The sequence below is a fragment of the Mycobacterium sp. AMU20-3851 genome, assembly GCF_043974665.1.
GTDB lineage: Bacteria > Actinomycetota > Actinomycetes > Mycobacteriales > Mycobacteriaceae > Mycobacterium.
This window is the reverse complement of sequence record NZ_CP146371.1, coordinates 3,902,532-3,923,596: the sequence shown is the minus strand read 5'-3', so window position 1 is coordinate 3,923,596 and position 21,065 is coordinate 3,902,532. Positions and strand designations below refer to the sequence as shown.

General features: G+C 70.0%; 17 protein-coding genes and 1 tRNA gene. 7 read left to right on the top strand and 11 right to left on the bottom strand.

Translation table 11 applies throughout. From position 1 onward, the window contains the following. Window positions 1–8: 8 nt before the first annotated feature. The 3 genes from V4U86_RS18870 to crcB (V4U86_RS18860) are packed head-to-tail and all read right to left on the bottom strand — an operon-like array spanning window position 9 to window position 1,811. Window positions 9–1,043, bottom strand: a complete 1,035-nt coding sequence (locus V4U86_RS18870; RefSeq protein ID WP_395307466.1) for a DUF190 domain-containing protein — start codon at window positions 1,041–1,043, stop codon at window positions 9–11. Further along, window positions 1,040–1,405 carry a fluoride efflux transporter CrcB gene (gene crcB, locus V4U86_RS18865; protein ID WP_395307465.1) on the bottom strand — a complete coding sequence of 122 codons (366 nt, stop codon included), beginning with the start codon at window positions 1,403–1,405 and terminating at the stop codon, window positions 1,040–1,042. The genes V4U86_RS18870 and crcB (V4U86_RS18865) overlap by 4 nt, the downstream gene beginning before the upstream one ends. A 10-nt stretch (window positions 1,406–1,415) precedes the next feature. Further along, a complete protein-coding gene (gene crcB / locus V4U86_RS18860; protein WP_395307464.1) occupies window positions 1,416–1,811 on the bottom strand; it encodes a fluoride efflux transporter CrcB in 396 nt (131 codons plus the stop codon). 51 nt (window positions 1,812–1,862) lie between these two features. On the opposite strand from crcB (V4U86_RS18860), the gene V4U86_RS18855 reads away from it, so the two are divergent. Then, window positions 1,863–5,168 (top strand): BTAD domain-containing putative transcriptional regulator, encoded by a 3,306-nt coding sequence (locus V4U86_RS18855; protein ID WP_395307463.1) that lies wholly within the window; start codon window positions 1,863–1,865, stop codon window positions 5,166–5,168. Window positions 5,169–5,172: 4 nt separating this feature from the next. Here V4U86_RS18855 and V4U86_RS18850 read toward each other — a convergent pair whose 3' ends face one another. Continuing rightward, window positions 5,173–5,853 (bottom strand): hemerythrin domain-containing protein, encoded by a 681-nt coding sequence (locus V4U86_RS18850; protein ID WP_395307462.1) that lies wholly within the window; start codon window positions 5,851–5,853, stop codon window positions 5,173–5,175. A 95-nt stretch (window positions 5,854–5,948) separates the two neighbouring features. On the opposite strand from V4U86_RS18850, the gene pgm reads away from it, so the two are divergent. The 4 genes from pgm to V4U86_RS18830 all read left to right on the top strand — a co-directional run bounded on the left by pgm (window position 5,949) and on the right by V4U86_RS18830 (window position 11,048). Continuing rightward, window positions 5,949–7,583, top strand: coding sequence for a phosphoglucomutase (alpha-D-glucose-1,6-bisphosphate-dependent) (pgm, locus tag V4U86_RS18845; protein WP_395307461.1), 1,635 nt, complete (start codon window positions 5,949–5,951; stop codon window positions 7,581–7,583). Then, window positions 7,580–8,848, top strand: a complete 1,269-nt coding sequence (locus tag V4U86_RS18840; RefSeq protein ID WP_395307460.1) for an MFS transporter — start codon at window positions 7,580–7,582, stop codon at window positions 8,846–8,848. Before pgm ends, V4U86_RS18840 begins: the two co-directional genes overlap by 4 nt. 56 nt (window positions 8,849–8,904) lie before the next feature. Further along, window positions 8,905–8,977: transfer RNA gene (locus V4U86_RS18835), tRNA-Ala, on the top strand. Window positions 8,978–9,215: 238 nt separating this feature from the next. Further along, window positions 9,216–11,048 (top strand): putative bifunctional diguanylate cyclase/phosphodiesterase, encoded by a 1,833-nt coding sequence (locus tag V4U86_RS18830; protein WP_395307459.1) that lies wholly within the window; start codon window positions 9,216–9,218, stop codon window positions 11,046–11,048. On the opposite strand, the gene V4U86_RS18825 is transcribed toward V4U86_RS18830, so the two are convergent. Together V4U86_RS18825 and V4U86_RS18820 are read right to left on the bottom strand one after the other, a co-directional pair. Continuing rightward, the gene (locus tag V4U86_RS18825; RefSeq protein ID WP_395307458.1) at window positions 11,045–11,713 is read right to left on the bottom strand and encodes a class I SAM-dependent methyltransferase; all 669 of its coding nucleotides are present in this window, start codon (window positions 11,711–11,713) and stop codon (window positions 11,045–11,047) included. The two genes, V4U86_RS18830 and V4U86_RS18825, sit on opposite strands and share 4 nt — an antisense overlap. A 20-nt stretch (window positions 11,714–11,733) precedes the next feature. Beyond that, window positions 11,734–12,438 (bottom strand): dienelactone hydrolase family protein, encoded by a 705-nt coding sequence (locus V4U86_RS18820; protein WP_395307457.1) that lies wholly within the window; start codon window positions 12,436–12,438, stop codon window positions 11,734–11,736. 131 nt (window positions 12,439–12,569) lie between these two features. Here V4U86_RS18820 and V4U86_RS18815 point away from each other — a divergent pair, with 131 nt between their 5' ends. Continuing rightward, complete coding sequence (locus tag V4U86_RS18815; RefSeq protein ID WP_395307456.1) at window positions 12,570–13,211, top strand: TetR/AcrR family transcriptional regulator; 642 nt, start codon at window positions 12,570–12,572, stop codon at window positions 13,209–13,211. Window positions 13,212–13,269: 58 nt separating this feature from the next. Here V4U86_RS18815 and V4U86_RS18810 read toward each other — a convergent pair whose 3' ends face one another. After that, window positions 13,270–14,652 (bottom strand): cytochrome P450, encoded by a 1,383-nt coding sequence (locus tag V4U86_RS18810; RefSeq protein ID WP_395307455.1) that lies wholly within the window; start codon window positions 14,650–14,652, stop codon window positions 13,270–13,272. A gap of 113 nt (window positions 14,653–14,765) precedes the next feature. On the opposite strand from V4U86_RS18810, the gene V4U86_RS18805 reads away from it, so the two are divergent. After that, the gene (locus tag V4U86_RS18805; RefSeq protein ID WP_395307454.1) at window positions 14,766–16,892 is read left to right on the top strand and encodes an Rv1355c family protein; all 2,127 of its coding nucleotides are present in this window, start codon (window positions 14,766–14,768) and stop codon (window positions 16,890–16,892) included. Here the strand turns inward: V4U86_RS18805 and V4U86_RS18800 are convergent. From V4U86_RS18800 to V4U86_RS18785, 4 genes are read right to left on the bottom strand one after another with little or no spacing between them, the layout of a single operon-like run. Further along, a complete protein-coding gene (locus V4U86_RS18800; protein ID WP_395307453.1) occupies window positions 16,889–18,364 on the bottom strand; it encodes an AMP-binding protein in 1,476 nt (491 codons plus the stop codon). The genes V4U86_RS18805 and V4U86_RS18800 overlap by 4 nt on opposite strands. 8 nt (window positions 18,365–18,372) lie before the next feature. Beyond that, window positions 18,373–18,609 (bottom strand): hypothetical protein, encoded by a 237-nt coding sequence (locus tag V4U86_RS18795; protein ID WP_395307452.1) that lies wholly within the window; start codon window positions 18,607–18,609, stop codon window positions 18,373–18,375. A gap of 58 nt (window positions 18,610–18,667) precedes the next feature. After that, window positions 18,668–19,798: an acyl-CoA dehydrogenase family protein gene (locus tag V4U86_RS18790; RefSeq protein WP_395307451.1), complete on the bottom strand. Its 1,131-nt coding sequence runs from the start codon at window positions 19,796–19,798 to the stop codon at window positions 18,668–18,670. Beyond that, window positions 19,799–21,031, bottom strand: coding sequence for an acyl-CoA dehydrogenase family protein (locus tag V4U86_RS18785; RefSeq protein ID WP_395307450.1), 1,233 nt, complete (start codon window positions 21,029–21,031; stop codon window positions 19,799–19,801). Window positions 21,032–21,065: the final 34 nt, after the last annotated feature.

Sequence of the window (21,065 nt, the reverse complement as noted above, 5' to 3'; positions counted from 1 at the left end):
AGGTGGCGTCAGCGCGTCGGGTCGGCGAGGGCGAGGCCCCCGATTCGGTTGCCACCGTCGATGGTGATCATCGCGGGCACGACTTCACAGGTGACCAGGCCGTGTTCGGCGGTCAGCTCCTCGACCAGGTCGAAATGCGCGGCGATGCGGTCGGGGCGGTCCAACAGCACGGTTGTGACCGGGACCTGACGGCCGAGTTGAAACATCCTGTCGCCGTGTGGCTCGTGCTCGCCGTGGAAGCCCCAGATCCCACGCAGCACGGTGGCCCCGGCGGACGCCTGCCGGGTGCGCAGTTCCTCGACAATGCGGCGGTGCGCCGGCACCCCGGCGCTGCTGTGGACGGTGAGCTTCTGCCACAGCGGTAGCCCGCGCGCATCGGTTGCGGGTAGCTCGGCGGGCCGGCCGAGCAGTTCGCCGTCGCGTTTACACACCTGGATGCGCTCCACGGTCGTCACAGCCGTCGGCAGCAGTTCGCGCAGCCGGGGCAGCGCCGCGCTCACCTGCCCGACATCCCCGACCGCCAGGATCATCACCGGCACCTCGGTGTTGGTGCTGAAGAACCGGGCCCGCCGCCGGACGCCGTGCTCGGTGCCGTCCACCCCGAGAAACGTTGTGGCGCCCGTGAACCCGAGTTGCCGCAGCAGTGCGCAGATCTCCCGGTGGGCGGGCCGGCCGGCGATCCTGGTCTGGCGACCGACATACACCGTCAGCTTGGCCGAGCCGGATCCGAGGGGAGCGGTCGAGGCCCGCTCCAGGGTGAGCACGCCACGGCTCAGCGCCGCGGCCACCGGCCCGGCCAGCTCCTGGATGCGCTCGGCGCTGTCCACGGCGGCCAGCGCCACCGGCAGATCCTCTGACGTCGACAGCGTGCGGTCGGTCCGCAGCTGGTGGCTGGGCCCGAACCCGCCGATGCCGCGCAGCACGACACTGTCGGCCACCTCCGCCCGGGCGAACAGGTCCAACAGTTCGTCGGCGAGGAATCCGCGCGCCCCGCGCTGCCGCTCCCCGAAGTAGGCGGTCAGCTTCAACAGATCGGTACTCACACTGCGCGCCCCATCAATTGGCCCACCCAGGCCGCCGCCAGTCCGAGCACCACACTGGCGGCGATATTCACCACGGCGGGCCGGTTCCGGCGCTCCTCGGCCAGCCGGTGCGTCTCCAGCATCCAGGTCGAGAACGTGGTGTAGGAGCCGACGAAGGCGGTCCCGGCCAGCAGCGCGGCCTGCGGGCCCAGGGCCAGTGCGCCCAGGAACCCGAGCAGCCAGGCGCCGCTGACGTTCACCGCGAGCGTGCCGAGCGGGAATCCGGTCGCGAAGCGCCGCGACACGGCGCGGTCGACGAGGTACCGGCACACCGCGCCGAGACCGCCGAGGACCAGTACCGCGCCCCACAGCACGGCGGTCACCGCTGCCGCCTCATCGCAGGGTTGCCCGTCGAACCAGCCCGGTGCTCAGCTGCATGGCCAACAGGCCCAGCCCCAGGCTGGCCACGGTGTAGCCGGCGGCCAGTAGGTAGTGGCCGTGTTCCAGCATCCCGATGGTCTCGACCTGCATGGTGGAAAAGGTGGTGAGCCCGCCGCACAGCCCGGTGCCGAGCAGCGGCCGGCGGTAGGCCGACACCGGCAGCCGTTCCAGCAGCCGGGTGGTGAAGTAGCCCAGCAGTGCGGCGCCGGCGATGTTGACGACGAAGGTGGCCCACGGCCAGTGCCCGGGCGGCACCGCGAGCAGGTGGCTCAGTCCGGCGCGGGCCAGCGTGCCCAGCGCACCGCCGGCGAACACCGCAGCCAGTTCCCGCCGGTCCGTGAGCGCCACACCGCAAAGTATGTACGCCGGCGAGCCGACAAGTAAGGTCGGCTCACAATGATGGCGCACGATCAGCCCGCGGTGCGGATCTCGGTGCTGGGTCCGATCCGGGCGTGGGTCGGCGGGCAGCCGGTCGATCTGGCCGGGCCCAAACAACGTTCGGTGCTGGTGCGGTTGGTGCTCGCGCACGGCGACGTGGTGTCGGTGGACCGGCTCATCGAGGATCTGTGGGCGGGGGAGCCGCCGCCCAAGGCGCTGGCCGCGCTGCAGGCCTACATCTCGCACCTGCGCCGGGTGCTCGAACCCGGACGCGAGCGCCGCGCCCCGGCCCGGGTGATCGTCAGCGCCGCCCCCGGCTACTGCCTGCGGCTGCCGGACGACGCCGTCGACATCTGGTCGCTGGAAGCCCGGATCGCGGCCGCCGAACAGCACACCGATACCCGCGCCCGGGCGGCCGTGCTGGAGGAGGTGGTCGCCGACTGGTCCGGCGATCCCTATGTCGAGGTCCGCGACGCGCTGTGGGCCGCCCCCGAGGTGGCCCGGCTGACCGAGCTGCGGCTCTCGGTCATCGAGGCGCACGCCGCCGCGCAGTCCGCGCTGGGGCAGCACGCCGCGGTGGCCCGGGTGCTGGAGGCGCCGGTGCGCGATCACCCGGACCGGGAAACGGCGGCCTGCCTACTGGCCGTCGCGCGGTACCGGCTCGGGCACCAGGCCGCCGCGCTGGAGGTGTTGCGGCGCACCAGCGACTACCTGATCGACGAACTCGGCCTGGAACCCGGCCGCGCCCTGCGGGATCTGGAGCGCGATATCCTGCGCCAGGCCGAGCACCTGGAACCGATCGCGGCGGCACCCACGCCCGCCGCGGCACCGCCGGAAGCGCCGCACCCCGCCCCGGACAACCCCACCCGCGGCCGGGTCGATGAGCTCGCGGCCATCGAGGCGGCCGCCGCGGCGGCCCTGCGCGGCGGACTGCGGGTGGTGTGGATCGGTGGCGAAGCCGGAGCCGGCAAGACCACGGTCGTCGAGACGGCGGCCGCCCGGCTGCGCGATGCCGGGTGGACGGTGGCCGCCGGGCGCAGCCCCGAGGTCGACGGTGCCCCACCGGGGTGGGCCTGGACCGAGGTGCTGGTGCCGTTCACCGGCCGCATCGCCGGCACCCCGCACGCCGGGCCGCTGGCACCGCTGCTGCACGACGGCCCGTCGCCCGGCACGCAAACCGCCGACGGCACCGTGTTCTGGATCGCGCACGCCCTGGCCGAGGTACTCGGTCAGGCCGCCGCCGAGGCGCCGCTGCTCATCCTGCTCGACGACCTGCACCGCACCGACGGCCTGACCCTGGAGTTGTTGCGGCTCACCGCCGACCGGCTCGGCGAGGGCCGGGTGCTCGTCATCGGCACCTACCGGCCCTCGGAGTCCGGTACCGAACTCGGGCAGGCTCGGGCCGCGCTGGCCAACCACACCGCCGCCCACCTGATGCTGGCCGGGCTCGACGATGCCGCGCTCACCGCGCTGGCCACCGACTGCGGACTGCCCGCGGTCACACCGGAGACCCTGCGGCTGTTGCGCGAACATACCGGCGGCAACCCGCTTTTCGTGCGGGAGCTGGCCCGGCTGATGGTCGCCGAGGGGCTCGACGCCGCGCACGGCGGTGTGCCCGCCGGGGTGGGCGACGTGCTGCGGCGCAGGCTGGCCCGGCTGCCACCGCAGACCGCGACCGCACTGCGGCAGGCCTCGGTACTGGGACGTGAGGTCGACATCACCCTGCTCGGCGAGCTGGGCCGCGCCGACGACGAGGAACTGCTCGATGCGCTGGAACCCGCCGTGCTGGCCGGCCTGCTCGACGAGCCGGTTCCCGGTCGGATCCGGTTTGCGCACAACCTGATCCGCGACACCCTCTACGGCGACACCTCGGTGCTGCGGCGTTCCCGGCTGCACGCGGCGGCCCTGGAGCTGCTGCGCAGACCCGGCCGCGGCGCCGACGCCGCGTCGCTGGCGCACCACGCCGTCGCTGCCGCCACCGCCGACACCGCCACCGAGGCAGCCGGATTCGCGATGGCCGCGGCACGCGACGCCGATGCGGTGGGTGCCCCGGTCGAGGCGGCGCGGCAGTACCGGGCCGCGGTGCGCATGCTCGGCCTCGCCGGCGCCGACTACGCGGCCACCGTGGCGGCCCGGTGTGGCCTGATCGCGGCGTTGGCGCGGGCCGGTGACGCGCTCGGATCACGGGAAGAGCTGCACGACACCATGATCGCGGTCGTCGAGTCCGACGATCTCGCGGTGCAGGTGCTGACCGCCGCGGACAGCCCGCTGGTCTGGCGGGTCCGTGCCGGTGACCACATCGACCCCGTCATCGTCGACCCGCTGCGCCGCGCCCTGGCCCGTGAGCAACCCCCGCACACCCGGGCCCGCCTGCTGATCACCCTGTTCACCGAACTGGAGGGCGCCGAACACGGCGAGGCGCTGGCGGCCAGCACCGAAGCGCTGCAACTGGCCAGGACGCTGCACGCCCAGGACCCGGTCGCCCACCAACGGCTGCTGTGCGCCGCGCTCAACGTCCGGGCCTTCGCCTGCCTGGGACCGGACCACGCCGCGCAACGGGAAAGCGTTGTGGCCGAGTTGCTCTCGGTGTCGGAAGCCTATGACGCCATCGACTACCAGGCGGTCGCGCACTGGTTCGCGTTCCTGGACGCCGCCGGGCGTTCGGATCTGGCCGGCGCGGTCAAGCACGTCGACGCCGCGGTGGCACGCGCGGGTACCGGCCAGATCGGCTTCCTGCTCGGCGTGCTCGACGCGTTCGGCGCGCAACTGACCGTGCTGGCCGGGCGCACCGACGAGGGGGAGCGGCGCTACCTCGCGGTGGCCGCCAAACTGGCCGAGTACGGCGTCGCCAACGGCGCACTCGTCGGCTTGGTCGGGCGGATCAGCGCCAACCTGGTCCGCGGCAGCCTCGCCCCGATGGCCGACGAACTCGTCGCCGTGCACCGGCAGGTGTCACGGACCATCGCCGAGGGTGCCGCGCTGGCCCTGCACCAGGCGGGCAGACCCGCCGAGGCCCAACAGATCTGGGCGGAGCGGATACCGCTGGAACGGTCCTACTACTTCGTGGCGACCGCGACCCTGCGGGTGCATGCCGCCGTCGCGCTCGGCGACCTGGACACCGCCACCGCCACGGCCGCGGAGCTGCTGCCGTACTCCGGGCGGATGGCGGGGCTGGACAACGGCACCCTGCTCACCGGCCCGGTGGACGCGGCGCTGGCGGCCGTCGCCGAGGCCACCGGGGACACCGGGGCCGCCGCCCGGTACCGGCGGGCGGCCGCCGAGCTGACCGAGCGGCTGGCCGCGCAGGCGCGCGCCCTGATCGACTGAGGGCCTACCCGAACACCGCGCGTTCGAACGAACGGTGCCGCCACGCCATGCAGCGCAGCAACATCATCAGCGGGGCGGGCACAGCGGCGGCCAGCGTGGCGCGCTCGGGGTCGGTGGCGACCGCGAGGATCCGCGGCCCGTCGAACGACAACCGACCGGTGCGCTGCGCGGCCTTCTCCACCGCCTGCCAGTCCTGGATCGAGACGTACCGGCGGATCACCGGGAACAGTTCGCGCTCCTCGTCGGCGATGTGCGCATTCAGCAACCGATGCAGGTCGGCCAGCCCGGCCGCCAGCGGCCGGGCCATCTCGGGGTCACCGCTGCGCCCGAACGCGGCCGCGGCGGCCCGCAGCCGGTCCAGCCGCGGGTCCAGGGCGGCGTGATCCTCGGTCAGCTCGCTCAGATCGACGAAGTCGCCCGCCGCGGCCTCGATCACCGGCCACAGCACGTCGTCCTCCATCGTGTGGTGGTGGTGGATCGACTCGCACATCAACGTGACGTAGCGGGCGATGGCGCGGGCACGCCGCGGCGGGCAGGGCAGCCGGCGCTGGGCGACCGCGGTGGTCAGGTCCGCGAGCCGGGAGGTGTCGGTGACCATCGCGCGGTGCGTCAGGGTGATTCCGCTGAGGTCGAGTTCCGGATTCGCGACGCGGGCGGGCTGGGCTGAACGTGAGGTATCGGTCATGCCGGTCACTTTCACCCGGCCCACTTGCGACGAACTTGTGGTCGGCTTGGGGTCAGGACAAGACAGCGGCACCGAGGGTAGGACAGGATGGACCCATGGTGGCCAATCCGCGAGCCGGGCAGCCGGCACAACCCGAAGATCTCGTCGACCTCGCGCATCTGGTCACCGCGTATTACACGGTGCAACCCGATCCCGACGACGTCGCCCAGCAGGTGGTGTTCGGCACCTCCGGCCATCGCGGCTCGGCCCTGGACGGCGCGTTCAACGAGGCGCACATCCTGGCCACCACGCAGGCCATCGTCGAGTACCGGGCATCCCAGGGCACCACCGGCCCGCTGTTCCTGGGCCGCGACACGCACGCGCTGAGCGAGCCGGCCTGGGTGTCGGCGCTGGAGGTGCTGGCCGCCAACGACGTGGTCGCCATGATCGACGCCGCGGACCGCTACACCCCGACGCCGGCGGTCAGTCACGCCATCCTGACCTTCAACCGTGGCCGCGATACCGATCTGGCAGATGGAATCGTCGTCACCCCGTCACACAACCCGCCGCGCGACGGCGGCTTCAAGTACAACCCGCCCAACGGGGGCCCGGCCGACTCGGATGCCACCAGCGTGATCGCCAAGCGCGCCAACGAGATTCTGCGCGAAGGTATCCGGGCGGTGAAACGGGTCCCGTTGTCCCGGGCACTGCAGATCGCGCAGCGGCACGACTACCTCAACGCCTACATCGCGGATCTGCCCCACGTGGTGAACCTGCACGCGATCCGCGCCGAGGGGGTACGCATCGGTGCGGACCCGCTGGGCGGGGCCAGCGTCGACTACTGGGGCGCGATCGCCGAAACCCACAACCTGGACCTGACCGTAGTGAACCCGCTCGTCGACGCCACCTGGCGGTTCATGACGCTGGACACCGACGGCAAGATCCGGATGGACTGCAGTTCGCCGAACGCGATGGCCTCGCTGATCGCGAACCGGGACCGCTATCAGATCGCCACCGGCAATGACGCCGACTCCGACCGGCACGGCATCGTCACCCCCGACGGCGGGCTGATGAATCCGAACCACTACCTGGCCGTGGCCATCGACTACCTGTACACCCACCGGCCCGAGTGGGCGGCCGGCACCGCCGTCGGCAAGACCGCGGTCAGCAGCTCCATCATCGACCGCGTGGTGGCCGGGCTGGGCCGGGAACTGGTGGAGGTGCCCGTCGGCTTCAAGTGGTTCGTGGACGGATTGGTGACCGGGACAATCGGTTTCGGGGGCGAGGAGAGCGCCGGGGCATCGTTCCTGCGTACCGACGGGACAACCTGGACCACCGACAAGGACGGCATCATCCTGGCGTTGCTGGCCTCGGAGATCCTGGCCGTCACCGGCTCCACCCCGTCGCAGCGCTACGTCGAACTCGCCGAGCAGTACGGGGCACCCACCTATGCGCGCATCGACGCCCCCGCCGACCGGGACCAGAAGGCCCGGCTGGCCAAGCTGTCCGCCGAGCAGGTGAGCGCCACCGAGTTGGCCGGCGAGCCGATCACCGCGAAACAAACCGCCGCCCCCGGCAACGGCGCCGCGCTGGGTGGGCTGAAGGTGACGACCGAGAACGCCTGGTTCGCCGCCCGCCCGTCGGGCACCGAGGACGTCTACAAGATCTACGCGGAATCCTTCAAGGGCCCGGAGCATCTGGCCGAGGTCCAGCAGGCCGCCAAGGATCTGGTGAATACAGTCATCGGGTGAGTTCTGCGCCCGAAGACAGCGACTGTCCGACCCCGACCAAGCGGACGCTTCCGCGCGAGGTCTGGGTTCTGGTCGCGGCAAACGTGGTGGTCGCGCTCGGGTACGGCGTGGTCGCCCCGGTGCTGCCGCAGTACGCCCGGCACTTCGGGGTCAGCATCGCCGCGGCCACCTTCGTCATCACCGCCTTCGCCGTGATGCGCCTGGTCGGCGCCCCGCCGGCCGGGTTCCTGGTCCAGCGGCTGGGGGAGCGTCGCGTGTACATCGGCGGCCTGCTGATCGTGGCGGTGTCGACGGCGGCCTGTGCCCTTGCCGAAACCTATTGGCAGCTGCTGCTGTTCCGCTCGCTGGGCGGAATCGGCTCGGCCATGTTCACGGTGTCCTCGCTGGGCCTGATGATCCGCATCTCGCCGGCCGACGCCCGGGGGCGGGTGGCGGGCCTGTTCTCCTCGGGTTTCATGATCGGCTCGGTGGGCGGTCCGATCCTGGGCAGCCTGACCGCGGGATTCGGTCTGTCCGCGCCGTTCCTGATCTACGGTGCCGCCCTGCTGGTCGCCGCGGCCGTCGTCTTCGTCAGTCTGCGCCACTCGCATCTGGCCGCCGCCGAGGAGAACGTGGATCCGCCGGTGCCGTTCACGACGGTGTTCCGGCACGGGGCGTTCCGGGCGGCACTGCTGTCCAACTTCGCGACCGGGTGGGCGTCGTTCGGGCTGCGGATCGCGTTGGTCCCGCTGTTCGTGGTGGAGGTGTTGGGCCGCAGCCCGGGGGTGGCGGGGCTGGCGCTCACCGCGTTCGCGGTGGGCAACATCTCGGTCGTGATCCCCAGCGGGTATCTGTCCGACCGGTTCGGGCGGCGCAAGCTGGTGATCTTCGGGCTGCTGCTGGCCGCGGTGTCGACCGGTCTGGTGGGTTTCAGCGAGTCGCTGACGGTGTTTCTGGTCGCCGGCTATGTGGCGGGTGCGGCCACCGGAATCTTCGTCGCGCCGCAGCAGGCTGCGGTCGCCGATGTGGTGGGCAGCAAGGCCCGCGGGGGCACCGCGGTGGCCACTTTCCAGATGATGGCCGACGTCGGCTCGATCGGCGGGTCGCTGCTGGTCGGTCTGATCGCGCAGTACCTGTCGTTTTCCTGGGCTTTTGTGATCAGCGGGTTGATCCTGCTGTTGGCCGCGGTGGGCTGGATGTTCGCCCCGGAGACCCACCGGGAACCGCCCGCGGGTCACACCCCGGCCCGCTCGATCGGCCCGGAGGCCGGTGGAGAGGTGCCCTGACCAGCCGTTTTGAACCTGCACGGTGCAGTGGTGTACCTTTCAACAGCACCACAAACGGGGCTATGGCGCAGTTGGTAGCGCACCACACTGGCAGTGTGGGGGTCAGGGGTTCGAATCCCCTTAGCTCCACGTTTGAAAGAACCCGCTCCGGCTTCGGCCGGGCGGGTTTTTTCATCGGCGCGCGGGTTCCCACATTTGGCGGTAGAGCCCGCACTTGTCGTGTTATGCCATATTCACAACAATTGTCTGCGAACAATTTTCGTAATGGCGCAACACACATTTCTCGGATGGACCGCTAAAGTATTGCTGGTGTTTCTCCTCCGCCGTGTGCGCCGTGTCGGCGGGGATACGTTGGTGGTGACCTGACGTGCCCGCCAGCCTCAATGGCTTGGTGGATCTGACCGCCAAGCGGCTCTTCACCGCCACCAGCGAAAACGCGGTCGAGGTCAGTGAGTTGGTGCTGACCGATTTGGCCGCATATCTGGGTCTTGATGTCGCATTTCTGCGCCACAATGATCATGATATTCACGCCACTCGGCTGGTGGCGCAGTGGCCGATTCGTACCTTCGTCCCCGATCCGGACCCGATCGGGGTCGTTTACTTCGCCGACGCGGACCCGGTGTTCGCAATGGCCGAATGGCTCAAAGAGCCGCTGGTGATCCGGCCGGAGCCGAAAACCGACGAATATCAGCAAACAATTCAACAGGGCACCGAGGTGCCGCAGATCTCGCTGGCCTGCGTGCCGCTGCTGTCCCATGACGTGACCACCGGGACGCTGGGGTTCGTCAAGTACGGCGACCGGGAGTGGCTGGAAGAAGAGCTCAACGCGCTGAAGACGATCGCGACCATGTTCGCGCAACTGCAGGCGCGGTTGCTGGCGATCGACCGGCTGCAGTACCTGGCCGAACACGACGACCTCACCGGACTGTGCAACAACCGGGTGCTCGCGCAACATCTGGACCGACGGCTGGAGGCCGGGCAGGACGGCCCGGTGGCCGTCCTGTTCACCGATCTCGACCGGTTGAAGTCGGTCAACGACCTGTTCGGTCACACCTCGGGTGACGAGCTGATCGCCGAGTTCGCCGGGCGGTTGCGCGAATCGGTGGGCGACACCGCGTTTCTGGCGCGCCAGGGCGGCGACGAGTTCGTGATCGTGCCGCACGGGCCACTGGAACTGCCGGAGGCCGAAGCGCTGGCCGACCAGGTCCGGCTACTGCTCAAGGAGCCGTTCACGGTGGGCCGCGAGTTCGTCCGGCGCACCGCCAGTATCGGTGTGGCGGTGGGCCTCCCGGGCAAGGATTCGGCATCCGACGTGTTGCGGCACGCCGATCTGGCGCTGGTGGCGGCCAAGGGCTCGGGCGGCAACGACGTCGCCGTCTTCACCGATGCGATCGCCCTGAAATACCTACTGCTCAACGATGTTGAGCTGCATCTGCGCGACGGCATCGAAAGCGGCGCCTTCGTGGTGCACTACCAGCCCGAGGTGGACCTGCGCACCGGCGAGGTGGTCGCGGTGGAGGCGCTGGTGCGCTGGAACCACCCCACCCGGGGCATGCTGCTGCCGAGCGCGTTCATGCCGGTGGCCGAATCCTCCAATCTGGCTGCGGTGCTGGGCCGCAAGGTGCTGCACGACTCCTGTGCCCAGCTGCGGCAGTGGCGGTCGTCGGGCCTGGCCCGGGACGTGAAGCTGAGGGTCAACGTGTCACCGGTGCAGCGGGTGGCCTACGGCTTCGCCGACCATGTCGCCCGGGTGCTCGAGGAGTTCGACCTGGAACCGGCATCGTTGAGCCTGGAGATCTCGGAGAGCTTCGTCACCGACGATGTCGACCTCAACGGCGACACCCTCACCGAGTTGCGGGCCCTCGGGGTCAGCCTGGCGCTCGACGAATTCGGGGCAGCCTACAGCGATCTCAGCCGGCTCAAGGCCCTGCCGATCGACACCCTGAAAATCGACCGGACGTTCGTGCAGGAGCTACAGGACGGTTCCGACGATCTGGCCATCATCCGGGCCATCGTGTCACTGGGCGAGGCCTTCGGCCTCGGTCTGGTCGCCGTCGGCCTGGAGACCGAGGCGGCAGCACAGACCCTGGTGCAGCTGGGTTGTTTTCAGGCCCAGGGCTTTCTGCTGTCCCCGCCTGTCGATGCGGCCGCCATGGCGAAGATCCTGGCGGCCGGCACCATCGACTGGCGGCGCGACTAACCGGACTTGCGTGCGGAGAGCAGCAGCGCGGGCAACCTGACCCGGCCCTTCGCGTCGCTCTCGAAGCTGTGCTCCGGCAGGTTCGGGACATCGGGCAGTTTCACCGCCACGAACGCGGGCTGCACGTTCTCGATGGTCCAGACCCGCGAGACCACCTCGCGCAGTTCGGCCTCGGTCACCAGGTTGGGCACCGGGAAAGGGGAGTCCGGCGGCAGCGCATCGGTGGTGAACACCAGCATGTGCAGGACCGCGCCGGGCGCGGACACCTGGTGCACCCCGCGCAGGTAATCCTCGCGCGCCTCGACCGGCAGCGAGTGGAACAGCGTGCAGTCGACGATGGTGTTGAACGGTTCACCGTCGACGGTGAGCGTGCGCAGATCCCCTTGGATGAAGCGCACATTGGTCAGATTGCGGGACTCCGCGGCCCGGGTCGCCGCCTCGATGGCGACGGTGGAGATGTCGGCGCCCACCACGTCATAGCCGTGCTCGGCGAGCGCCAGCGAGACGTCGCCGACGCCGCAGCCGGCGTCCAGTACGGGGCCGGTGATCTTGCCGGCGTCGATCAGCGCCGCGATCTCGGGTTGCGCCTCGCCGATGTTCCACGGCGGTGGCCCCGCGAAAACGTTGTCGGAGTAAGCAGCATCCCAATCCATCACCTCGGCCATAGCTGGCCAGCGTAGCGCCTTCAGCGCAGATGTTCGTCGAAGAAGGTGAGGATCCGTCGCCAGGCGTCCTCGGCTTCGGGTTCGGAGTAGTTCATCGCCGCGAGCCGTTCGATGACGGTGAACGGCGCCGGGATGCCGAAGTCGTTCATGAAGGCGTGGCCGACGTTCTCGTATTCCTTGATGTCGCGGGTGACGCCGCCCCTGGCCAGCACGGTCTCCAGATCGGCGGCCGATCCGGTGCGCGTGATCCGGTCCTTGGCCCCGTAACTGGCGACCACCGGACAGGATTCGGCCAGGGCTTCGATGTTCTTGGGGTTCAGGCCATAGTTCGGTGCGCTCGCGTCGAACAGTCCACTGGGCGAAAGTTGCAGTACGAAACCCGCACCCATGCAGAACCCGACCAGGCCCACCTTGCCGGTGCAGCGCGGGTCGGCCAGCAAGTGATCGCGGGCCGCGACGATGTCGTCGAAGCTGTCGCCGGTACCGGCGAAATGGGTGCGGATGGTGGAGATCATGCACCTGATCTTGAGTCCGCGGCTGTACAGCGCGGGGGCCAGCGTGAGATAACCGGCCGCGGCCAGGCGATCGCTGATGCGGCGCAGGTCAGCGGTCATCCCGCGGACATCCTGCACCACGATCACCGCCGGCCACGGGCCTTCGGTCGGGGGCACGGCGAGGTATCCGCGCAGCGCCCCGGCCGGGGCCGGGTAGGTGACCTTGGGCATGTGATTCCGTTGCTGTTCAGGTGATCTGGCGACACATCGGCAGACGGTGCGGGTGTACCGTCCGCCCAGCTTGTCATACCGCCCCACGGTAGGCGCGCATTGGATCCCAAGTTGGCTGTATTGTCGAGCGCATGACGGTCTTCCTGAGACCGCGCGTGCCGCCCGAGCCGACGAGTATCGACCGGATCCGCGACGCGGCCGTGCGGACCCTTGCCGACAAGGGTGTGTCGGCGACCTCACTGCGCGCGGTCGCCGAGGAGGCCGGCGTGTCGATCGGCCTGGTGCAGCACTACTTCCGCAACAAGGCCGGACTGGTCGCCGCCGTCGACGACTACGTGCTGCAGGTGTTCGGCGAGATCATCGAGGCGACGCCGATGCCGGAGTCGGCGACCGACAATCCGCACGGCATGGGCAAGCGGTTCGCGCAGCTGGTCGACGAGCATCCAGACCTCACCAACTACATCGCCCACGCTCTCATCGAAGGCGACAAGATCGGCTCGGTCATCTTCGACGGTCTGCTGCAGATCAGCGCGGCTCAGGGGGAGAAGTTCGCCGAGGCCGGCCTGACCCGGCCCGACCTCGACCCGGTGTGGGGCTCGTTGAACCCGCTGATCCTGCGGGTAGGCGCGGTGATCCTGCGTCCGCACATCGAACGCCATCTGCCCGGACCGTTCGGGTCCCAAGCGCAGTTGCAGCGCTGGGATGCGGCCGTGACGGCGCTGATCCGCAACGGCCAGATGGCCGAGTCGGACGACGAGGACGCCGACGACTGACCACATGGCGAGCGTTGATCCCTGGTGCGGGTGTTCGTGGGGTACGCCCCACCAGGGGTCAACGCACGGTCACCCGGGCCGGGATCGGTCCGTCGGGCACCATGGTGAAGGGCACCGCGAGCGGAAAGTCGTTCTCCAGGGCGGTGATTCGTGCCCGCCCGATGATGGTGGCCACCGCCAGCGTGGCCTCCAACATGGCGAAGTGATCGCCGATGCACGACCTCGGCCCGCCGCCGAAGGGCAGATACTGCCAGCGGTCCCGGTCCTTCGACCGCTCGGCGCTGAACCGGTCGGGGTCGAACTCCAGCGGGTTCTCCCACAGCGACGGGTCCCGCTGCACCGACATCCGGCCGAACACCAGCATCGTTCCGGCCTGCACCCGGTAGCCGGCGACCTCCACATCCTCGGTGGCCATCCGGCTGCCCGTCGGCCCCGGCGGGCACAGCCGCAACGCCTCCTTGACGACCTGCACGGTGTAGCCGAGCCGGTCGACGTCGGCGGTGGACAGCCGACGCTCACCGAGCGCCGCGACCTCGGCGGCGACCCGGTCCTGGATCTGCGGATGCCGGCCCAGCGACCACAGCGCGTAGGTCAGGGTGGTGGCCGTGGTGTCCTGACCGGCGAACAGGAAGATGATCATCTCGTCGCGGATCTCGGCGTCCGACAACGGCCGGCCGGTCTCCGGATCCCGGGCCGCGATGAGGGCGTGCACCAGCGGGGCGTCCAGGTCCGGGTCGGCCCGGCATGCCGCGATGATCTCGTCGGCCAGTCCACGGATGGTCGCGGTGGCCGCGTGCGCCCGCTTGCGGGCCCGGGTCGGGAACCAGGACGGGGCGCGCACCGGGCGCAACGCGCGGCTCACGGCGTAACTGGTGGCCACCCGCAGCGGTTCGGCGACGGCGTCGGCCCGCTCGTCGAGATTCAGCCCGAGCACCGAGCGGCCCAGCACGCGCATCGACAGCAGCCCGCACTGTTCGGCCAGATTGATTGTGCGGCCACCGGGATCGCCGCCGTCGAGCCACGCACCGGCGATCTTCTCGGCCGCCTCGGCCATGTGCCCGGCGAACGAGTCGACCCGCTGCTTGGTGAAAACCGGTTGCAGAGTGCGCCGCCGAGGTAGCCATTCCTCGTGCGGCAAGACGAAAAGGTTCCCGCCGATGAGGCTGCGCAGCTGCGCGGCGACCGCGCTGGTCTTGTCGATGGAACCGTCGCGGACACTGTTGATATCGCGGATTCCCTGAGGTGAGGTGGCCAACACGATGGGCGGCATCAGCCACCGCGGGCCGAGGGTGAACCGGGTGACCGGGCCACCCGCATCACGCAGGATGTCGGTCCCGGTGTGGAAGTTGCGCAACGCATCACGTCTTTGCCGGTACGGGAGCGGATTGAGCGGAGCCAGTGGCAGTTCGGCGACAGTGCGGCCGTGCCTGGTGTCGGGCAAAGCGATACCTCCGTTGGGTCGATTACCCCGCCCCCGTTGAATCGGACCTAGTGTACGACCCGACACCCTTGGCGTTCCGGCGCCGAGGACGATGCCCAGACGATGAGGAAAGCATGCCGATCGCTTATCGCGCACAGATTCTGGACCCGGCCGAGCCCGCGGACAACGCGGTCCTCGACGAACTCCGCCGCGACCCCGGCATCGAATTCCTGGACTATCACGGGCTGCAACTGGCCAGTCTCGAGGCGATGCGCCCGGCGCCGCAGGCCGAACTGGTGCACGAGCCTGGGCGTTGGGCCTACTACCCGTGGCGGCGCACCGTCATATCGGTGCTGGGGCCGCGCGCTTTTCGCGCGCTGCGGCTCGACCGCAACCGCAACAACATCACCGCCGCCGAACAGGACCGGCTCGGCGAGCTCGTCGTCGGCGTCGCCGGTCTGAGCGTCGGGCACATCATCGCCCACACGCTCGCGATGCAGGGCGTGTGCGGGCGGCTGCGGCTGGCCGACTTCGACGAGCTGGAGCTGTCCAACCTGAACCGGGTGCCGGCCACCGTTTTCGACCTCGGGGTGAACAAGGCGCACGTCGCGGCGCGCCGCATTGCCGAGATAGACCCCTACCTGGAGGTGGAGGTCTTCGACACCGGCCTGGACGTCGACAGTCTCGACGCCTTCATCGACGGCCTGGACATCGCGGTCGAGGAATGCGATTCGCTGCACATGAAGGCGGTCCTGCGGGTTGCCGCGCAGCAGCGGGGAATTCCGGTGCTGATGGCGACCAGTGACCGCGGGATCGTCGACGTGGAGCGGTTCGACCTCGAACCGGGCCGGCCGATCCTGCACGGGCTGCTCGGCCAGCTCGACATCGACCTGCTGCCGGGCATGACCAACCGGGAGAAGATCCCGCACATCCTGCGGCACCTGGAGGCCGACCGGCTCTCGGCGCGCACCGCGGCGTCACTCATCGAGATCGACAAGTCGCTGTCGACGTGGCCGCAGCTGGCCGCCGACGTCACCGTGGGCGCCTCCGCCGTCACCGAAGCCGCCCGCCGGATCGGTCTCGGCGAGGAACTGCGCTCCGGCCGCACCCGGCTCGACATCGGCGCCGCGCTGGACCAGATCGACGAGCCCGAGATGGGCCACCACACTGCGGTGGTGAGCGAACCGGTCACATCGGTGGCCGGAGCCGTTACACCGGGCGACCTGCTCGACGATCTCGCCACCGCGGCGATGCGGGCGCCCTCGGGGGGTAACGTCCAGCCCTGGCGGATCGAGGTCGGACCCGACGAGGTCAGCATCGAGATCGCACCCGCGCTCACCTCCACCATGGACGTCGGTTTCCGCGGCAGCGCGGTGGCCGTCGGTGCGGCGCTGCTGAACACCAGGATCGCCGCGGCGGCGCACGGTGCGCTGGGGGAGGCCAGCATCGTCGAGGAGGCCGGCGGTGTGCCGCTGCGGGCGCGGTTGCGCATCGGGGCGGGTGCCGACGAGGAACTGGCCGGACTCTTCGGACCGATGGTGGCCCGCGAGACCAACCGCCATCACGGCGAACCGCAACCCCTCGACGCCGATCTGGTGGCCGCGCTGACGGCCTCGGCCGAACGTGAGGGCGGCCGGCTGCACCTGATCACCGACCGAGACGATATGGACACGGTGGCAACACTGTTCGCTGCCGCCGACCGGATCCGGTTCCTCACCCCGCACCTGCACCGCGAGATGATCTCGGAACTGCGCTGGCCCGGTGACTCCGACCCGGACGCCGGCATCGACGTGCGCAACTTGGAATTCGACGAGGGTGATATGGCCGTTCTCGGGGTGCTGCGCCGCCCCGACGTGATGGCCGAACTGGCGCGGTGGAACGAGGGTTCGGCGCTCGGCGACGATATGCGCGACCGGATCCGGGCCAGCTCCGCGCTGGCGGTGGTCAGTGTGGCGGGCACGACGCTGCGCGACTACGCCACCGGCGGCGCCGCGGTGGAAGCGGTCTGGATCGCCGCCGGGCAGCGCGGTGTCGGCGCGCAACCGGTGTCCCCGCCCTTCCTGTACGCCAGGACCGCCGCCGAACTGCACCAGCTGTCCCCGGACCATGCCGACGAATTGGGCCGTCTGCAAAAGGAATTCGTCTCGCTGGTCGGGATCGACCCGGATGATTCGATCGCCCTGACGCTGCGGCTGGCGGCAACCCCGCCGACCTCGCTGCCCAGCCGACGGGACACCGGCCGGATCTCGGTCGTGCGCTAACCGGCCGCGGACGGTGTCAACGTCTGCCGCAGCACCTCTTTGGCGACCTTGCCGTTGCCGGTGAGCGGCAGCGCGTCCACGAACTCCACCCGGCGGGGCCGCTTGAACGCCGCCAGGTGCGCACGCACGTGGGCGATCAGGTCCTCGGCCAAGGGCCGTGCGCCGTCGTGGGCGACGATGACCGCGCAGATCGCCTCGCCCCAGTACTCGTCGGGCACGCCGATCACCGCGGCCTGGTCGACACCGGGATGCAGGGACAGCACGTCTTCCACCTCACGCGAGGACACGTTCTCCCCGCCGGTGATGATGACGTCCTTGAGTCGGTCGGTGACCACGAGTCGTCCGTCCTCGCCGATGAACCCGGCGTCACCGGTGTGCAGCCAGCCGTCCACGGTGGCCGGCCCGTCCGGCCAGTACCCGGATGCGACCTGGGCACCGCGAACCAGGATCTCGCCGTCCGTACCGATGCGGAGCTCGACCTCGTCGTGCGGGCGGCCCGCGCTGCGCAGCACCTGCGCATCGTCGCTGAGGTGGTCGGCCGGTCCGAGAAAGGTGATGTTGCCGCCCGTTTCGGTCATTCCGTAGCCCTGGTGGAATCCGACGCCGAGCCGATCGACGGCCCGGCGCAACAGGTCGGCCGGGATCGCCGCGGATCCGTACGCGATATCGCGCAGCGTGGGTACTGCCGCCCCGGTGGCCTCGAGGTGGGCGAGCAGGCTGTGCAACATGGTCGGGGCCAGTGAGCAGGACGTCACCCCGTGCGCATTGATCGCGGCGACGAACTCGTCGGCCCGGAAGGCGGGTACCGGCAGCACGGTGGAGGCCACGCTGTGGTGCACCAGCATGTTGTACCCGGCGATGTGGCACATCGGGAACGGCAGCAGATAGACCCCGCCGGGGCGCACCGCGCGGCCGGCGACGGTCCCGCGCACCGCGGTGGTGATGGAGCGGTGGGTGTGCAGCACCCCCTTGGGGGCGCCGGTTGATCCGCTGGTGAACAGCAGCCATGCCGGATCATCCGGCGCCACAGCGATATCCGGTTCGGTGTCGGAGTCCCGGTGCCACTCGGGGTCCTCGAAGGACACCGTGGGCCCGGCGGCGCCGCGCAACGGTTCGGTGTACCGGGCGTCCCCGAGGACGAGCGAGGGCGCGGCGCGGCGCACCTGGTCGATGTGCTCGTGCACGCTGAGCCGCTGATTGATCATCGTGAGGATGCGGCCGCTGCGCGGCACCCCGTAGTACAGCCGGGCGTAGTCGGCGCTGTTGTCGGCCAGCACGGCGATCCGGTCACCCGGGCTGCTGCGGGCGGTGATCCAGGAGGCGGTGGCCCGCACCTGGGCATCGAATTGGGCGAAGGTGACCGTGCCGCCGTCGGCAGTGATGAGCGCGGGCCGCTCCGGTGCGCGCCGCGCCGCGGCGGCCACCAGGCCGTGGATCAGAGCAGGGGTCATCGGGGGAGTACCGGTGCGCATGGTCCCTCCTAGTGGGAGACCGGCGTCGCGGCGTCCTCCCGGAAATCGGCGGGGCGGGGCAGCATCCACCGGTAGACGGTGACGCCGGGAACCATCACCGGCCACAGCGCACCGAATACTCCACTCACCAGAATCAGAGCGAAGTTCGCGGGGCGGCCGGCGGTACGGATTACCCGCCAGAACCACGCCGCACAGAATGCGCCTACCACCAGGTAGGCGACCACAGTGAGCGGCGAAAGGTCCATCGGAAAATCAGCGTACCGTCCGGCGGCCGCGGTTCACAGCGAAGTCGCTGCCGGCCGGTCAGGGCCGGGTCAGCTCCGCGTACCGGGTGAGGTGGTGGTCGGTGGAACCGAACTCGTACTGCACCGCGGTGAGCCGCTTGAAGTAATGTCCGATCGCGAGTTCCTCGGTCATGCCCATGCCGCCGTGCAGTTGCACCGCGTTCTGGCCGACGAACCGGGCGGCCCGGCCGACGGTGGCCTTGGCCGCCGAGACCGCGCGGGCGCGCTGCTCCGGTTCGGCCTCCAGGTTCAGCACCGCCAGGTACACCGCCGCCACCGACTGCTCGAACTCCATGTGCATGTCCACCATGCGATGCTGCAGGGCCTGGAAGCTGCCGATCGGGGCGCCGAACTGCTGGCGCTGCTTGCAGTACTCGACCGTGTCGGCGACCACCTTGCGCATGTTGCCGACAGCCTCGGCGCACACCGCCGCGGCGCCCTCGTCGCGGGCGCGGGCCAGCGAATCCCAGGCCCCGCCATCCGGCCCGAGCAATGTGGCGGGCACCCCGGCCAGTTCGATGTCGGCCGCCCAGCGGTCGTCGACGGTGCGGTAGTGGTGCTGGGTGAGGCCGGCCGGTGCCTGGGTCGGATCGCTGCCGGCCAGGTCGACCAGGAACAGCGACAGCCCCGCCGGGGTGTTCGCGGTGACCAGCAGGTGGGTGGCCAGCCGGGCATGCAGCACCACGATCTTGGCGCCGTCGAGCACCCAGCCGTCGCCCTCGGCGCGGGCGGTGGTGGTCACGTCCTGCCAGCGGTCACCGGAGGCGGCCTCGGCGGCGGCCAGTGCGATGACGGCCTCCCCGGCGGTGATCTGCTCCAGCAGCCCGGTGGCGATGTCGCCGCCGGCGCGCTGCAGCAGGCCGCCGGCCACCACGACGGTGTCGACGTAGGGTTCGACGACCAGGGCGTGTCCCAGCGCCTCGGCGATCACCATGATCTCCACCGGGCCGCCGCCGATCCCGCCGATCTCCTCGGGCAGTGCGGCGCCCAGGATGCCGAGTTCGTTGGCGAAGGACTGCCAAATCTCGGGCTGCCAGCCCGCACCGAGTTTGATGGCGCGCCGGCTGGACTCCAGCCCGTAGCGGGAGGCCAGGAATTTCGAGAGACCGTCGCGGAGTAGTTCCTGCTCGTCGGTTAGCTTGAAGTCCATCTACAGTCCCAATTCTGCTTTGGCGAGGATGTTTCGCTGAATTTCGTTGCTGCCGGCGTAGATCGAGCCGGCGCGGTCGTTGAAGTAGCGCAGCGGTGCGACGGCCTGCCACGGCTCGCCGGACAGGTAGTCGTCCGCCGGCGGTTCGAAGTCGGCGATCGGGCCGCCGGGGCAGGCGGCGTGCGGCTGGTAGGCGCGCCCGCGCGGACCGGCCGCCTCCATGGACAGTTCGGTCAGTGTCTGGCTCAGCTCGGTGGAGATCACCTTGAGCATCGAGGACGCGGCACCCGGATGGCCGCCGCCGGCCAGCGCGGCCAGCACCCGGTACTCCAGGATCTCCAGCACCTCGGTGCGGATCCGGGCGTCGGCCAGTTTCCGGGCGAAGGCCGGATCGTCGATCAGCTTGCCGCCGTTCGGGCCGGGCTGCTCGGTGGCCACCGCGGCGATGTTCTCGGCCATCACCTGCAGTGCGGGTGCGGTGGCGCCGCCACCACGCTCGAACTCCAGCAGGTACTTGGCGACGGTCCAGCCCTCGTCGATCTGGCCGATCACATTGGCCTTGGGGATCCGGACCTCGTCGAAGAACACCTGGCTCTGGACCTCTTCGCCGGAGGTCATCACCAGCGGGCGGATCTCGATGCCCGGGGTCGTCATGTCCAGCAGCACGAAGGTGATGCCCTGCTGCTTCTTGCCGGTGCGGGAGGTGCGCACCAGGGCGAACATCCAGTTGGCCTCGGTGGCGTGGGTGGTCCAGATCTTGCTGCCGGTGCAGACCAGGTCGTCACCGTCGTCGACGGCCGCCATCGTCAGCGCCGCGAGATCCGAACCCGCCTCCGGCTCGGAGTAGCCCTGGCAGAAGAACACCTCGCCGGTGAGGATGCGGGGCAGGAAGAAGTCCTTCTGCTCCTCGGTGCCGAACTTGACGATCGCGTGCGCCACCATCCGGATGCCCATCGGGGACAGCGACGGGGCACCGGCCAGCTGGGACTCCCGGCTGAAGATGTAGTGCTGGGTCAGGCTCCAGTCGCAGCCGCCGTATTCGACCGGCCAGGCAGGTGCTGCCCAGCCGCGTTCGTGCAGGATCGCCTGCCAGGCCAGGCTCGCCTCGTGATCGCTGTACACGCTGGTCATCAGCCGTCCGGCGCGTTGGATTTCCGGGGTCATCTTCTCCGCCAGGAACTGGCGTACCTCGTCGCGGAACGCGGTGTCCGCATCCGACCAGCTCAGGTCCATGAGTGCCTGCCTCTCCGTATGCTGTCTAACTTAG

Coding starts and splice junctions, on each gene's coding strand:
- V4U86_RS18785 (WP_395307450.1), bottom strand. CDS start 21,031: ATGGACCTGAGCTGGTCGGATGCGGACACCGCGTTCCGCGACGAGGTA.
- pgm (WP_395307461.1), top strand. CDS start 5,949: ATGGTGGCCAATCCGCGAGCCGGGCAGCCGGCACAACCCGAAGATCTC.
- V4U86_RS18850 (WP_395307462.1), bottom strand. CDS start 5,853: ATGACCGATACCTCACGTTCAGCCCAGCCCGCCCGCGTCGCGAATCCG.
- V4U86_RS18825 (WP_395307458.1), bottom strand. CDS start 11,713: ATGGCCGAGGTGATGGATTGGGATGCTGCTTACTCCGACAACGTTTTC.
- V4U86_RS18855 (WP_395307463.1), top strand. CDS start 1,863: ATGGCGCACGATCAGCCCGCGGTGCGGATCTCGGTGCTGGGTCCGATC.
- V4U86_RS18815 (WP_395307456.1), top strand. CDS start 12,570: ATGACGGTCTTCCTGAGACCGCGCGTGCCGCCCGAGCCGACGAGTATC.
- V4U86_RS18820 (WP_395307457.1), bottom strand. CDS start 12,438: ATGCCCAAGGTCACCTACCCGGCCCCGGCCGGGGCGCTGCGCGGATAC.
- V4U86_RS18795 (WP_395307452.1), bottom strand. CDS start 18,609: ATGGACCTTTCGCCGCTCACTGTGGTCGCCTACCTGGTGGTAGGCGCA.
- V4U86_RS18790 (WP_395307451.1), bottom strand. CDS start 19,798: ATGGACTTCAAGCTAACCGACGAGCAGGAACTACTCCGCGACGGTCTC.
- V4U86_RS18805 (WP_395307454.1), top strand. CDS start 14,766: ATGCCGATCGCTTATCGCGCACAGATTCTGGACCCGGCCGAGCCCGCG.
- V4U86_RS18800 (WP_395307453.1), bottom strand. CDS start 18,364: ATGCGCACCGGTACTCCCCCGATGACCCCTGCTCTGATCCACGGCCTG.